Genomic DNA, 14,617 nt, shown 5'->3' with positions numbered 1-14,617 from the left:
CAGCCTGGATCACCCTGGGTTGCGATGGCTGTAGCCATGGCGCCGCCTCGGTTTTTGCTGAGGGGTAAGGGCTCTGATCCTAAGTGCGGTGGTCGCTATATATCCATACTGTCAGACTCAATTGAGGTTAGCAAAAGCTTTAGAAAAAAGAGAAAAGCGGCTTCTGGGGTATCCCTGGAAGCCGCCTTTATTTGGAGAGGGTTGCTTTAGATCTACGTCTCAGGCAGAACTTTGGATGCTTTAGGGCTCGAACTGCCGAGCCAGGCCCCCAGTAGATAGCCCGCTGTACAGAGCAGCAGGCCGTAAATATTGATCCCCAGATCGACGGCGTACTTGCCGCTGCCCAGGCTCACCCAGGCTGGAAAGATGGGGGCACCGATGACGTTTTCGGTTACCCGTAGCACACCAAAGATCATCCCTGGCCAGAAAGCAAGGTGGAAGCTTAAGGCACCGGCTCTGGGCAAAAAGGCCAGCAGAAAGATGGGGGCCAACCCCATGACCATGGTGCCGCTGATGGTGGTGGCCAAAATGATCGCCGGGCCAATGCGATCGCCCATGTAAATACTCAGCAGAGGCACGTTGCCCAGCAGGGCGATCGCAACAATCCACCAGCGGCCAATGCGGGCCTGGCCTTCGGTGGGGGCACCCTTGCGGTGAAACCAGTCGCGCGCCCCGACCTTAGCCACACTCGAAAAGGTCGAGTCGAGGGTAGACCCAGCGCTGGTGAGCATAATGGCGTTAAACACCAGCAGCATGGGCAGACCAAACAGTGCTGGCACCGTTAGGCTTGGCGACCCCTCAGCTCCTACGGCGCGCGCGTATAGCCCCACACTGCTAAACAAAACGATAAAGCCGCCGCTGACGATGCCCGCCCAGATAAAGGCTTTAAACATGGTGCGGGGACCGGTGATAAACGCGCGATCGGTCATCACCGGGTCGTGGAAGGGGTAGCTAAAAATTTGTACAAAGGCTAGACCGCAGAAGGTGAGGGCAGCACTGCGGGTGTCGGCATCCACCACGGGTAGACCTTCACGGGCTAAGCCAGGGCCAATAGTGGCCAAAATCACCACTAGCAGCACGGCGGCCAAGACCATCTGCGCGCCATCGGTGAGCAGGCTGCTGCGCAGGCCTCCCAGTAGGGTGTAGTAAACGGTAAACAGGGTGACGACAGCCGCCGCTAGCCAATATCCAGCGCTGCCCTCGGGGCCAAAATATAGCGAGAAGACCTTGGTATTTGACCACACCTCGTTGAGCAGGCGAATGGCGATCGCCAGCAAAAACAGCCGCGAACAGACCTTGCCGTACTTGCTAACCAAAAACTCTGGAATCGAGCGATAGCCACCCCGGGTGCGGAGAAAATAGAGGGCGATCGCCGCCGTCACAAAGCTTAAGTAATAGATAGAGTAGCCAATGCCGCCCAGCACCCCAAAAGACTGGCCCAGGCTGGCCGCGTTGTCGATCGATTTGGCAAAAATCCAGGAGATGGCGGCGCTGGCCACCAGCAGCCACATTCCCGGAGCCTGCCCGGTGCTCGATTGGCCCTCAAAAAACTCCGGCGGGCTCACCCGATCGGGGGTAGTCTGGCGCACCAGATAGAGCAAAAATCCGCAGTATCCGGCGAGTAGAGCCCAGGTGAGGGTGTTTTCAACCATAGGTAGCGTCCCTAAAATAGCGTGACATGAGAATTGGGCTAATCAAAACTCTAGGCGGCAACGTCTAAGTCGTCTAGAACTCTGTCCTAGATTACGAACGGCCCCAGGCTGAGGATGAAATTATCGGGTTAGCGTCACAGGCAAGCACGATCTGACCACCCGTTCACTCGGCACAGGTCGTCCACCCCCCGGTCAGCAAAGCCGCCTGCAATGCTTGAGGCCGTGACACTGCCGCGATCGCTGCTAAGAATTGGTTGAGCGCTACCCTATCAGGGCTGACTGAATTTTTGCTGAGAGTAAAAGATTACAGCTATGGGAAGCAAAGCTCCGCCCTCAAGCTGGGACGACGCCATCTCCTATTTCCTGGTCGTGTCTTCTAGTCGCGCCCCTGCACCAGGTAGCCGCAGCGATGCTCACCCTTCACCAGCCAATGGGTGCGCTGCACTGTGCAGTCGGTTAACGCCACCTGAAACATCTCTAGCTCGTGGCCGCAAACGCTGGGGAACGACTCCGCAATGTGGGAAATAGCACAGTTATATTCGGTGATGATGTAGCCAGGGCCGGTCTGGCGCACATCGCCGTCGCTAACCTCGTGCCACTCAGACATATAACCCTCGGCCTGGCGAATCTGCACCAGCCGAGCCACCCGTTCGCCTAAGCTGCCAGTGCCGATGCGATCGCGATACTCCAGCGCCTTGCGCTCCCACTGTTTACGCAGCATGGTGCCCACCTGCTCTTGGCCCATGGTGGCGGACAGGGTATCAAGCAGAGAAATCGCAAACTCATCGTACTTAGCGGGGTAGCGATCGCGCCCCTTAGCGCTGATCTGATACAGGTGGTTGGGTCGCCCCATGCCCTCCTGCACCGCTCGATGCTCAATCAGTGCTTCTGCTTCTAAGTCTTTTAGGTGGCGACGAATAGCCTGGGCACTCACCTCAAAGTGCTCTGCCAAATCATGAGCTGTCGCTTCGCCCTGCCTGAGCAGGTACATCAAAATATCGTCTTTTGTAGAGGTAGAGGGTTGCTGCACAGAGGTCATGGCGTTGGCCCACAGTAAGACTTATAGAGGACATAGCCACAGCAGACTATACCTACTCAGACCAGGGCTATCCCAGTCCATCGGACGATAATCTACTTTGACAACCTTTATGTTGTTAAACTAGTCTAAGATTTAGTTAGACAACTTAAAAGTTGCTTTAATTGTATAAAATTATTGGGCTGTGTAGCGTACCAATCCTGCAATGACTGACCCTAACCCCAACCAAGCCACCGATAAGAATCTAGAGCTCATGCGCAACTTTGCCCAGAGCTACGCCAAGCGCACTGGCACCTACTTCTGCTCCGACGCTGGTGTAACGGCGGTGGTGCTCGAAGGTCTAGCCAAACACAAGGATGACCTCGGCGCACCCCTGTGTCCCTGTCGCCACTACGAAGATAAAGGGGCTGAGGTTAAAGCCATCTACTGGAATTGTCCCTGCATCCCTATGCAGGAACGCAAAGAGTGCCACTGCATGCTCTTTCTCACCCCCGACAACCCCTTCGCGGGCGAGCAGCAAGACATCACCTTCGAAACCATCCGCACCGAAACCAATAAGTTCTAGGCGATCGCCCGTTCCGCCAAATTTCTGTCTACTCCGATTGTGCAGCCCGTTCAAAGAGTCGCGTCATGAGTGCTTCCGTTCAAACCCTTGTTAGCCAGCCCTATAAGTACGGCTTCACCACCGACATTGAGTCCGACGCCATTCCTCGCGGCCTCAGCGAAGACGTGGTGCGCATGATCTCAGCCAAAAAGAACGAGCCAGCCTTCATGCTGGAGTTTCGGCTGAAGGCCTACCGCAAGTGGCTGACGATGAAAGAGCCTGCCTGGCCCAATGTTAAGTATCCGCCCATCGACTACCAAAACATCGTCTACTACTCGGCCCCTAAGACTCAGCCCAAAAAGCTCGGCAGTCTGGACGAAGTAGACCCCACCCTACTCGACACCTTCGAGAAGCTGGGCATTCCTCTGTCGGAGCAAAAACGCCTGGCTAACGTGGCAGTCGATGCCATTTTTGACAGTGTGTCGGTGGCCACCACCTTCAAAGAAAAGCTGGCAGAGTCGGGCGTCATCTTCTGCTCGATCTCCGAGGCGCTGCAAGAGCACGCCGACCTAGTGGAGAAGTATCTGGGCACCGTCATTCCCGTTGGCGACAACTACTTTGCGGCGTTAAACTCGGCGGTGTTTAGCGACGGCTCCTTTGTCTACATTCCTAAAGACACCCAGTGTCCGATGGATTTGTCGACTTACTTCCGCATCAACAACGGCGACTCGGGCCAGTTTGAGCGAACCCTGATTGTGGCCGAAGCGGGTAGCTCGGTGACCTACCTGGAGGGCTGCACCGCCCCCATGTATGACAGCAACCAGCTCCACGCTGCGATCGTCGAACTAGTGGCCATGGATAATGCCAGCATCAACTACTCCACCGTGCAGAACTGGTATGCGGGCGACGAAAACGGCAAGGGCGGCATTTACAACTTCGTCACCAAGCGCGGCCTCTGCGCCGGGAAAAACTCTAAGATCTCTTGGACCCAGGTTGAAACCGGCTCGGCCATCACCTGGAAGTACCCCAGTTGCGTGCTCGTGGGCGACAACTCCGTGGGTGAGTTCTACTCGGTGGCGCTGACCAACAACATGCAGCAGGCCGACACCGGTACCAAAATGGTGCATGTGGGCAAAAATACCCGCAGCACCATTATCTCCAAGGGCATTTCGGCGGCGAACTCAAAGAACAGCTATCGAGGCCTGGTGAAAATTGGGCCAAAGGCCACTGGGGCGCGCAACTACTCTCAGTGCGACTCGATGCTGATCGGCGATACTTCCAGCGCCAATACATTTCCCTATATTCAGGTGCAGAACAGCACTGCCCAGGTTGAGCACGAAGCCTCGACCTCCAAGATTGGGGAAGACCAGCTCTTCTACTTTGCCCAGCGGGGCATTTCGCCGGAAGATGCGGTGTCGATGATCATCAGCGGCTTTTGCCGTGATGTGTTTAACAAGCTGCCCATGGAGTTCGCCGCCGAGGCGGACAAGCTGCTGGCGCTGAAGCTAGAGAACTCGGTGGGATAGATGAGTGGATGGGTTGCCTCCCTCACCCCCAACCCCTTTCCTCGTGGGAGAGGGGAGCCAGAGTTCCCAGTAGGGTGGGCACCGCCCACCACTTGAGACTCTCCAAAAGTGGGAAATTCACCAACAGAGAATCTCTAAAGTCGACAGTGGATGGTGGGTATTGCCTACCCCACGAAGACGAAAATCTAAAATTTCAACGTGCAGGAGCATGGTGGGCGGTACCCACCCTACGGGAAAGGAACCATGATTAACGACAACAGCGAAATCATTCTCTCGGTGCGCGACCTCCGCGCCACTGTAGATGACACCGAAATTCTCAAAGGCCTCAACCTAGAGGTGCGGGCCGGTGAAATTCACGCCATCATGGGTCTCAACGGCTCGGGTAAGAGCACGTTCTCTAAGGTGCTGGCGGGCCATCCCGACTATGAGGTTACCGCTGGAGAAATCCACTTTAAAGGACAGGACGTTCTTGAGCTAGATCCCCACGATCGCGCCACCACCGGCATCTTCCTTGCCTTTCAGTACCCGCTCGAAATTCCTGGGGTGAGTAACCGTGATTTTTTGCGGGTGGCCTTTAACGCCCACCGCAAAGCTCGGGGCGAAGAAGAAATTGACGTGTTTGACTTCGATGACCTGATCGAAGAGAAGCTGGACTTGGTGAAGATGGATGTGTCGTTTCTCGATCGCAGCGTCAACGAAGGCTTCTCGGGCGGCGAGAAAAAGCGCAACGAAATTCTGCAAATGGCGCTGCTAGAACCGGCCCTATCTATTCTGGACGAAACCGATTCGGGGCTCGATATTGACGCACTCAAAACCGTGGCAGGTGGGGTAAACCAGCTGGCCAACGCCGACAACGCCGTGGTGCTGATTACTCACTACCAGCGGCTGCTCGACTACATCGTGCCTGATTTTGTGCATGTGATGGCCGATGGCCGCATTATCACCACGGGTGGCAAAGACCTGGCTAAGCAGCTAGAGTCGCGCGGCTACGAATGGGTGCTGGAGGAATTTCGCACGGGGATGACGGCGTAATGGCGAGTTCTGTGTCTGACGTGAGCGTGCTAAAAACGGCTGACCAGCGCGATGCTTACCTGAAGGGGCTGGTGCAGACCGCCCAGGCAGCGTTGCCCGAGAACCTGGCCCTGGCGGAGGTGCGATTGCGCGCCGCCTCCTTCCTCAACGAGCAAACCTTTCCCTCAACCCGGCAGGAAGACTGGCGCTTCACTGACCTGTCGGCAATGTTAGGCATCGACTTTGCCACCGCTGGGGAGCCTTCTGTCACTGAGGCTGATATCGCTGAGCTGCGCCTGCCAGAAACCGCTGGCGCTCAGGTGGTGGTCGTTAACGGACGAGTCAGCCGTGAGCTGTCTCAACTCAATGGGTTGCCAGAGGGGGCGATTGTTGGTTCGCTGGGCGATCGCCCCGAACTTCAAAGCCAATTGGCCGATCGCCTCGCCCAGACCAGCGGCAATCACGAAGTGTTTACAGCCCTAAACACCGTGGGCTTTGCCGATGTCGTGGTGGTTTGGCTGCCTCGCAACCAGGTGGTTGAAACCCCGATTCAAATTATTTACCTGTCCCAGACCCAAGGCGATGCTCTGCTCGTTCAGCCCCGTTGTTTAGTGGTGGCTGAGTCGGGTAGCGTCCTTACCTTAGTGGAAGACTACTGGGGCAATTCAACGGCAACCCACTTCACCAATGCCGTCACCGAGTTGTGGCTCGACGCCAACGCCCAAATTACCCATAGCCGCATCGAGCGAGAAGGGGCGGGCACCTTCCACATCGGCAAGACTGTGGTAACCCAGGCCCGCGATAGCCAGTACATCGGCACCGCTGCCGGGTTTGGGGCCAAACTGGCCCGCCACAACTGGGAGGTCTACCAAACCGGCGAGCAAACCACCACCAGGATCTACGGATTGGGGGCGATTACTGGCACCCAGCACACCGATACCCACAGTTTGGTGGCCCTAAGCCACCCTCATGGGACCGTGGAACAAGAGCACAAGGCCATTGTGGATGGCAAAGCCCACAGCGTTTTTAACGGACGCATGGCTGTAGCTCAAAAAGCCCAGCTCACCAATGCTAGCCAGCTCAACCGCAACCTGCTGCTGTCTGATACCGCTCGCGTAGATACTAAACCCCAGCTCGAAATCGTGGCCGACAACGTCAAGTGCGCCCACGGAGCGACGGTGAGCCAGCTTCAGTCGGACGAGATTTTTTACCTGCAAAGTCGCGGCATTAATGCTCCCCAAGCCCAGCGATTGCTGATCTATGCTTTTGCTATGGAGATTTTAGACAGGATACCGGTTGAAACGCTGCGATCGCGCTTAGCTGCCACCATCACTCAGTGGTCCTGACCCTCTACCCATCCACCCCCTCACTCCTATGACCGTCGCCCAGGAACTCACCCTCGCCGCTAAGGTTCGTGCCGACTTCCCGATTCTGCATCAGGAGGTGAATGGTCAGCCGCTGGTGTACCTCGACAACGCCGCTACCTCGCAAAAGCCCAAGGCGGTGCTAGACGCGCTACAGCACTACTACCAAAACGACAATGCCAACGTGCATCGGGGGGTGCACAACCTCAGCGCTCGGGCCACCGAGTCCTACGAGGGCGCGAGGGATAAAGTTGCGGCCTTTGTCAAGGCCACCAGCCGCGACGAGATTGTGTTTACCCGCAACGCCAGCGAAGCCATCAACCTAGTGGCTTACGCCTGGGGCATGAGCACACTGCAAGCAGGGGATGAAATCATTCTCTCGGTGATGGAGCACCACAGCAACCTGGTGCCCTGGCAGTTTGTGGCCCAGCGTACCGGAGCGGTGCTCAAGTTTGTGGGGCTAACCGCTGATCAATCCTTTGACCTAGACCAATACCGTGAGATGGTCAATGACAAGACTCGTCTGGTGACGGTCAACCATGTTTCCAACACCTTGGGCTGCATTAACCCAGTAGAAGAGATTATCGACCTTGCCCACCACCACGGGGCTAAGGTGCTAATCGACGGCTGCCAAAGCGCGCCCCACCTGCCGCTTAACTTGCCTGCCCTAGGCTGCGACTGGTTCGTTGCCTCGGGCCACAAGATGTGTGCCCCTACCGGCATCGGGTTCCTCTACGGCAAGCTGGAGGTACTGGAGGCCATGCCCCCCTTTATGGGTGGTGGCGAAATGATCGCCGACGTGTTTTTGGACCACTCCACCTACGCAGCGCTGCCCCATAAGTTTGAGGCAGGCACACCGGCGATCGCAGAGGCGATCGCCTTAGGGGCAGCCGTAGACTATCTCTCGACCCTGGGCATGGACAACATCGCTGCCTACGAGCACGAGCTGACGGCCTACCTGTATCAGCAAATACAGACCATTCCTGAAGTCACCCTCTATGGCCCGCTTCCCCAGGCTGACGGCAGCGGACGGGCTGCCCTGGCTACCTTCACTGTTGAGGGCGTCCACGCGCAAGACTTATCTACCCTACTGGATCAGTCGGGCATTGCCATTCGCTCAGGCCACCACTGCACCCAGCCGCTGCACCGTGTTTTAGACGTAGACTCCACTGCTCGGGCGAGTCTCTATTTCTACAACACCAAAGCCGAAATCGACAGCTTTATCGCTGCGCTCAAAGACACCATCGACTTTTTCAAGGGCGTGTTTGAAGACGACGATTAAGAATGGCCTATTTCTATCGGCTTAAAATAGGCCCAAACCTCTGACCATGCGGTACTTTGAGGGTAGGCGGGTGTTTTATGCTGTGCCCACTGGGGCGTGAATAGAGACGTTGGGGAAAAACTGCCGTGGCCAGCAAAATTGTTAACCAAGCGCTTCAGGTTTACCGGGCCGATTTGGATCATCTGCTGGAACGTGTGCAGGCCCTGGCTACCACCATTAACAACCCTGACTTGCAGCGCACCACCCACAGCCTGCGCCGCAACATCAACGAGCCATTTTTATTTGTGGTGGTAGGCGAGGTCAAGGCGGGCAAGAGCAGTTTTGTCAACGCCCTGCTCGACGCTGAGGTGTGTGCCACCGATATTGAGCCGTGCACCGACTCGATTCAGCAGATTATTTACGCTGAGCAAGAATTCGTCGAACAGGTCGAGCCTAACCTGCGCAAGATCGGGCGACCGATCCCCATTCTGCAAGACATTTCGATTGTGGATACGCCGGGCACCAACACGGTGGTGGCCGAGCATCAGATCATCACCGAGCGCTACATTCCCAATAGCGACCTGACGTTTTTCGTGCTGTTTGCCAAAAACCCCTACCAAAAAAGCGCCTGGGATTTTCTCGATTTTGTCAGCGCTGAATGGCGCAAAAAGGTGGTGTTCATTCTTCAGCAGGCCGATCTGCTGCGCCCCGCCGATCTGCAAACCAACATCGATCGGGTGAAAGAATACGCCTACCAGAAGCAGATCAAAGCGCCGATCATCTTTCCCACCTCGGCGGCGCTAGAGCAGGAGGGCGACACAGCCAACAGCGGTTTTGAGCCGGTGCGCCAATACATTCAAGCGATGGTGTCGTCGGGGGAGAGCTACAAGATTAAGCTGCGATCGGTGAGCCAGACCACCCAGCAGATTATTGACCTGCTGAATAGTGATGTGGAGGCGCTGAGTCGGCAGCTAGTTGCCGATCGCGCCACATCCCAGAGCATTCGCTCTAAGATCGATGCGGGTCGGGGGCGATCGCGCTACGAAATCAACACTCTGGCCGACCGCTTGGCAGCCCGCTACGAAATTATTTCGGCTCGCATTAAGCGCGACTTTCGCGAGAGTCTGTCGGTGCTGATGGTGATGCGGCGCTCCTTCGTCGGCATCTTCAACCATAATGAGTCGATGCAGGCCTGGATAGACGAGTTTCAGGAGCGCTGCGCCCGCGACCTACGCGAGTCGTTAGAAGAAGCCTCAAATGAGGGCGCGCAGCACTTTGTCGACGGCATTCGCCAGCTGTTTGATGGGCTCAACCAAGACCTGGAGAGCGTTAAAACCCAGCGCATTGAAAGCAGCCACATTTCGCTCAAGGTGCTAGAGCGTCGCCAAGAGGTGATCGAAAGCGTGATGGCGAAGGTTAAGAATCTGATGGCCGACCAGGGCTTTGGCGATGTGCTGTCTACCCAGGCAGGCGACATGGCCAACGAAATTGTCGGCGGCGCAATTATGGCGGTGGCGGGCACTATTCTGCACATCCTTGAGTTTACGATTGCCGAGGCCATTCTTAGCGCCATTGGCATTGCCTTTGCCGGGGTGGGGGTGGTGGTGCTGGCGATCGGCATTCTCTGGCAGCGCAACCGAATTATTGCCAAGTTTGAGCAGGCGCTAGACAGTGAAAAAGATCGCTTTCAGCAGGAGGTGGCCAGCCGCCTAAACGAAAAGCTGGGGCTGATCTACGAAGAAGTGGAGCGCATCTTTACCCAGTTCTATGACTACGTGGAGCGCGAAGAAGAGGCGGTACAGCCGGTGGTTGACCAATACACTGCGATTAAGCAGGAGGCAACGGCGTTGTTTAGCTCTAAGGTGTTGGGTGAAGCCGGGGCAGAGAAGCGGTCATGACGCCTGAGCCCTCGAACTCTTTTGACACCGCTACTTATGTAGATCTGATGGCGGCAACGCTAGGGCTGAGCCTTCCCGACGAGATTAAGGCGGGGGTAGTGGCGAATGTGGAGCATATTTTTGCGATCGCCCAACCTGTCCTCACGTTTCCCCTACCCGACACCGTAGAAAGCGCCGCCACCTTTGAGCCATGACCCAACCGCCCGATGCTTTGGCCTTGGTCGCTGCTATTAAAGCCGGAAGCCTATCTGCTGTGACTGTGTTGGAGGCAACGCTGGCGGATATTGCCGTGCGCAATCCAACCTTGAATTGTTTTACGGCGGTGACGGCGGCCAGGGCGCGATCGCAGGCCCAGGACATTGACGATGCGATCGCCGCAGGCGAAGACCTTGGCCCCCTGGCCGGGGTTCCCTTTGCGGTCAAAAATCTGTTCGACATTGAGGGCATCACCACCGTCGCAGGGGCCAAGCTTAATCAGGGGAATCCCCCAGCGATGCAGGATGCCACCGTTGTGGCGCGGTTAGAGCAGGCCGGAGCAGTGCTGGTTGGCGCGCTGAATATGGATGAGTATGCCTACGGCTTTGTCACCATCAACGCCCACTTTGGCACTACCCCCAACCCCCACGATCCCACCCGCATGGCGGGCGGGTCTTCTGGTGGATCGGCGGCGGCAGTGGCAGCAGGCCTAGTCCCCTTCACCCTGGGGTCTGACACCAATGGCTCGATTCGGGTGCCCGCCTCGCTGTGCGGAGTGTATGGGCTGAAGCCTACTTACGGGCGGCTGTCGCGGGCCGGAGCATTTTTGTTTTCGAACAGTTTGGATCATGTGGGGCCGTTGGCGCGATCGCTCCCCGACCTCGCCACCCTCTACGACGTGATGCAGGGGCCAGACCCTGCTGACCCCGTCTGTACCCAACGGCCCCCAGAACTCGTCACCCCATCCCTCACCCAAGGCATTGAGGGCCTGCGAATCGCTCAATTGGGAGGACACTTTGCTCGCGGGATGGAACCTCTTGTACGGGACGTGCTGGCTGAGGTGATCCAGTCATTGGGGATTTCTGAGGTGGTGGAATTTCCCGAAACCCACCGAGCCAGGGCTGCTGCTTATATCATCACCGCCTGCGAGGGCAGCCAACTCCACCTCGATCGCCTGCGGCAGAGTCCGATGGAGTTTGACCCGGCGACGCGCGATCGCTTCCTCGCCGGGGCCATGCTCCCTGCCGCCTGGTATTTGCAGGCTCAAAGGCTGCGGCGGTGGTACCGCGATCGCGTCCGCGAGGTCTTCCAGAATTACGATGTCCTAATCACCCCCACCACCCCCTGCGTGGCCCCGCCCCTCGACCAAACTACCCTAGACATTGACGGCGAAACCTACCCCTTGCGTCCTCACCTAGGCTTTTACACCCAGCCCCTTTCCTTTATTAGGCTGCCTGTATTGTCAGTACCCATTCACCGTCCGGGGCAACTTCCCGTCGGCATTCAACTGATTGCCGCCCCCTATCAGGAAGCGAAGTTATTTCGGGTAGCTGCGTGGTTGGTGGGCAAGGGAATGGTGAGAGGATGAATTTCTCCTCCCCCACCTTCCCCATCTCCCCACCCTTCCCATCCCCTCATCCTGCTACTCCTCACTCTCCAACATCACTCTCGCCTCATGCAGCCGCTCCATGTGGTTGTCCTCTAGCACAGGAAAGGCCAGGTTGAGGGACTTCAGCTTTTGACACACCAGGCTGGCCACCGCCAGTCGGGTAAACCACTTGTTGTCGGCCGGGATAATGTGCCAGGGAGCCCAGTCGGTGCTGGTGTGGGTAAACGTGCCTTCGTAGGCGGCCATGTAGTCCTTCCAATGGCCCCGTTCTTGCACATCAGCGATGGAAAATTTCCAGTTTTTCTCGGGGCGATCGATGCGTTCTAGAAACCGTTTCTTCTGTTCTTCCTTAGAGACGTTGAGGAAGAACTTCATCACCACGATGCCGTTGTTAACCAGATACTTTTCAAAGTTGTTGATCTCCTCAAAGCGCTGCTGCCAAATATCTTTGCCCAAAGTGCTCTGGGGTAGCTGCTGCTGGTCTAGCAACGCAGGGTGCACCCGCACTATCAGCACCTCTTCGTAGTAGGAACGGTTGAAAATGCCGATGTTGCCGCGCTCGGGCAGGGCTTTAAACGATCGCCATAGGTAGTCGTGATCTAGCTCTTCGCTAGAGGGCTGCTTAAAGCTAAATACCTGACAGCCCTGGGGGTTGACCCCCGACATCACATGTTTGATGGTGCTGTCTTTACCCGCCGCATCCATAGCCTGAAATATCAGCAGCAGTGCATAGGTGTTTTGGGCATAGAGCACATTTTGGTAGCTGGACAGTTCTTCAACGCTCTGCTGCAAAAGCTCTTTGGCCGTTTTTTTGTTAAAGCCGCCAGTAAAGCTGGAGTCAAAGTCTTTGAGCTTGACTCGGCGGCTAGGCTTAACCACCATCGAGTCTGGGTTGAGGGCAGCGAGAAACGAGTTAGAGTCCATGGACATGCTTAGTGGTGATCTTCCCCAGAGATGTGGTCTAAAGCATAGCTAACCTGGGCTGAGCCCGCCCTCTATGTGTCTCAACCCTTAACCTATCGACTCGTGCCCCACCCCTGGCATCCCCTATCGCTCCCCAGAGATAGCTGTGTTAGGTCAGAATTGGGAGACAACCGATAATCGGGGGCGGCAGCAATGGCGGGGGCTTATTTTACGGGGTGCGCGGTTTGGGCGTTTAAAGACTGGGTGGGTAGCTTTTATCCCAAGGGCAGCAAGTCAGGGGATTTTTTGCGGCTGTACGGCGATCGCATGACCGCCGTCGAGGGCAACACCACCTTTTACTCGATGCCCGACGCCAAAACTATCGATCGCTGGGCCGCCACCATGCCCCCCAGCTTCCGGTTTTGCCCCAAACTGCCCCGCGCCTTCTCTCACCAGGGCAAGCTGGTGCCCTTTGTAGAAGAGTCTCACCGCTTTCTGCAAACCCTCATGCCTCTAGGAAACCGGCTGGGGCCGCTGTTCATTCAGCTGCCGCCGACCTACAGCCCCGAGCAGCTGGTCGATCTGCGAGAATTTCTCACCCGCTGGCCTCGGCAAACTCATCCAATTGCCGTAGAAGTGCGCCACCGCGACTGGTTCTCCGAACCCCACAGCACTCGCCTAAACCAAATGCTGAGCAGCCTGGGCGTAGGTCGGGTGCTGCTGGATACCCGTCCCGTCTACGACTGCATCGACACCCCCGACGACGACCCTCAAATTGGCTCCGAGCGCAAGAAACCCAGAGTGCCGCTCCAGCCCGAGGTGACGGCTCCGTTCACAATCGTTCGTTACATCAGTCATCCCGACTTGGCCTACAACCAAACCTATTTCGATGAATGGGTGCCCCGGCTGTGTCAGTGGCTGAAGGTTGGTACCGACGTATATTTCTTTGCCCACTGTCCTCAAGAGGCCAGATCGCCAATGGTGGCCCGCGAGGTCTACCACCAGCTTCAGCAGGCTGGGGTTGCTCTGCCCCCTCTGCTATGGGATGTAGCCGAACAACAAAAAGCCGAGGAAGACAACTCCTCGGCCCAGCTCAGTTTGTTTGGATGAATAAATAACTCTAATTAGGCGACAGCTCAGCTATAGCTAGTCATTTTCCCAATCTTCGCGGCCCATGAGATCGCCAACGCGATCGCGCAGCAAAAACCCTGAAGACTCGAGCTCGGTTTCCACCAGCGCCCATTCACGAGCGGGGATGTGGCGGCAAAGCGTATAAATCGGTTGCTGACGGCTAACCACACCCTTTTGAACCAGCTGTCGAGCCTCGTCACGGATGAGATCGATGGAGTAGTGGAGGGACTGAAGCATAGCTAAACCCAGTAACGACGGAGGAGCTGCAAAGGTAAAAGTCAAGTAAGCCAGACAAGAATCTTTAGATTCCGTATCCTAGTTTACTGATAGTTTTAAGGATTTGGCTAGCAGCTCTTGCTTATTCTCGCCTTAATCCTTCAGCGGTGCCATTAACAAATGCTGTAATTTTCCCATTAGCACACTCTACAAGTGTGACAATGCTGTTACATGCAGTTTTTGTCAAAGTCTATGCGAATACCGCATAGCAAGGCGCTAGACTATCTCCTTAAGCCTTCCCTTAGCCCTGGCTTGGATCACAGCACCAGCGGCGCGACATTGCGACCCTTTAATTTTTTCGGAATCGTCCGGCTCGGTTAGGTAGTCTAGATCTAGTGCCGACACTGGCATTGCCTAGGTTAGCGGCTGGCCCGCTCCCTTGGCCTCCACCCAAGTCGCCGCCGGTGCCAACCTGCGCCATCCACCCTCT

General features: G+C 56.5%; 13 protein-coding genes. 9 read left to right on the top strand and 4 right to left on the bottom strand.

What is annotated here, in order from left to right:
- Nucleotides 1–212 precede the first annotated feature (212 nt).
- The gene (locus H6F57_RS01720; protein ID WP_190630485.1) at nucleotides 213–1,652 is read right to left on the bottom strand and encodes a Na+/proline symporter; all 1,440 of its coding nucleotides are present in this window, start codon (nucleotides 1,650–1,652) and stop codon (nucleotides 213–215) included.
- Nucleotides 1,653–2,028: 376 nt separating this feature from the next.
- The gene (gene sufR / locus H6F57_RS01715; RefSeq protein ID WP_190630483.1) at nucleotides 2,029–2,691 is read right to left on the bottom strand and encodes an iron-sulfur cluster biosynthesis transcriptional regulator SufR; all 663 of its coding nucleotides are present in this window, start codon (nucleotides 2,689–2,691) and stop codon (nucleotides 2,029–2,031) included.
- Nucleotides 2,692–2,893: 202 nt separating this feature from the next.
- Here sufR and H6F57_RS01710 point away from each other — a divergent pair, with 202 nt between their 5' ends.
- The 8 genes from H6F57_RS01710 to H6F57_RS01675 all read left to right on the top strand — a co-directional run bounded on the left by H6F57_RS01710 (nucleotide 2,894) and on the right by H6F57_RS01675 (nucleotide 11,856).
- A complete protein-coding gene (locus H6F57_RS01710) occupies nucleotides 2,894–3,253 on the top strand; it encodes a ferredoxin-thioredoxin reductase catalytic domain-containing protein (protein WP_190630482.1) in 360 nt (119 codons plus the stop codon).
- 65 nt (nucleotides 3,254–3,318) lie between these two features.
- Nucleotides 3,319–4,758, top strand: a complete 1,440-nt coding sequence (gene sufB / locus H6F57_RS01705) for a Fe-S cluster assembly protein SufB (protein ID WP_190630480.1) — start codon at nucleotides 3,319–3,321, stop codon at nucleotides 4,756–4,758.
- A 243-nt stretch (nucleotides 4,759–5,001) separates the two neighbouring features.
- The gene (gene sufC, locus H6F57_RS01700) at nucleotides 5,002–5,790 is read left to right on the top strand and encodes a Fe-S cluster assembly ATPase SufC (protein WP_190630477.1); all 789 of its coding nucleotides are present in this window, start codon (nucleotides 5,002–5,004) and stop codon (nucleotides 5,788–5,790) included.
- A gap of 11 nt (nucleotides 5,791–5,801) precedes the next feature.
- A complete protein-coding gene (gene sufD, locus H6F57_RS01695) occupies nucleotides 5,802–7,115 on the top strand; it encodes a Fe-S cluster assembly protein SufD (RefSeq protein ID WP_313933668.1) in 1,314 nt (437 codons plus the stop codon).
- A 28-nt stretch (nucleotides 7,116–7,143) separates the two neighbouring features.
- On the top strand, nucleotides 7,144–8,415 hold the full coding sequence (locus H6F57_RS01690; RefSeq protein ID WP_190630473.1) for a SufS family cysteine desulfurase: 1,272 nt from the start codon (nucleotides 7,144–7,146) through the stop codon (nucleotides 8,413–8,415).
- Nucleotides 8,416–8,540: 125 nt separating this feature from the next.
- A complete protein-coding gene (locus H6F57_RS01685; protein ID WP_190630470.1) occupies nucleotides 8,541–10,292 on the top strand; it encodes a dynamin family protein in 1,752 nt (583 codons plus the stop codon).
- The gene (locus H6F57_RS01680) at nucleotides 10,289–10,486 is read left to right on the top strand and encodes a DUF4089 domain-containing protein (protein WP_190630469.1); all 198 of its coding nucleotides are present in this window, start codon (nucleotides 10,289–10,291) and stop codon (nucleotides 10,484–10,486) included. Before H6F57_RS01685 ends, H6F57_RS01680 begins: the two co-directional genes overlap by 4 nt.
- Nucleotides 10,483–11,856 (top strand): AtzE family amidohydrolase, encoded by a 1,374-nt coding sequence (locus H6F57_RS01675; protein WP_190630467.1) that lies wholly within the window; start codon nucleotides 10,483–10,485, stop codon nucleotides 11,854–11,856. Before H6F57_RS01680 ends, H6F57_RS01675 begins: the two co-directional genes overlap by 4 nt.
- Nucleotides 11,857–11,910: 54 nt before the next feature.
- Here H6F57_RS01675 and H6F57_RS01670 read toward each other — a convergent pair whose 3' ends face one another.
- Nucleotides 11,911–12,801 (bottom strand): polyphosphate kinase 2 family protein, encoded by an 891-nt coding sequence (locus H6F57_RS01670; RefSeq protein ID WP_190630465.1) that lies wholly within the window; start codon nucleotides 12,799–12,801, stop codon nucleotides 11,911–11,913.
- A 192-nt stretch (nucleotides 12,802–12,993) separates the two neighbouring features.
- Here H6F57_RS01670 and H6F57_RS01665 point away from each other — a divergent pair, with 192 nt between their 5' ends.
- The gene (locus H6F57_RS01665; RefSeq protein ID WP_190630463.1) at nucleotides 12,994–13,890 is read left to right on the top strand and encodes a DUF72 domain-containing protein; all 897 of its coding nucleotides are present in this window, start codon (nucleotides 12,994–12,996) and stop codon (nucleotides 13,888–13,890) included.
- A 36-nt stretch (nucleotides 13,891–13,926) separates the two neighbouring features.
- Here the strand turns inward: H6F57_RS01665 and H6F57_RS01660 are convergent, their stop codons facing one another.
- Nucleotides 13,927–14,148, bottom strand: a complete 222-nt coding sequence (locus H6F57_RS01660) for a DUF4327 family protein (RefSeq protein WP_190630461.1) — start codon at nucleotides 14,146–14,148, stop codon at nucleotides 13,927–13,929.
- Nucleotides 14,149–14,617: the final 469 nt, after the last annotated feature.

The organism is Leptolyngbya sp. FACHB-60, from assembly GCF_014695775.1.
Classification (GTDB): Bacteria; Cyanobacteriota; Cyanobacteriia; order Phormidesmidales; family Phormidesmidaceae; genus Nodosilinea.
Note: the sequence above shows the minus strand (reverse complement) of the source record. Positions and strands in the feature narration are given on the sequence as shown.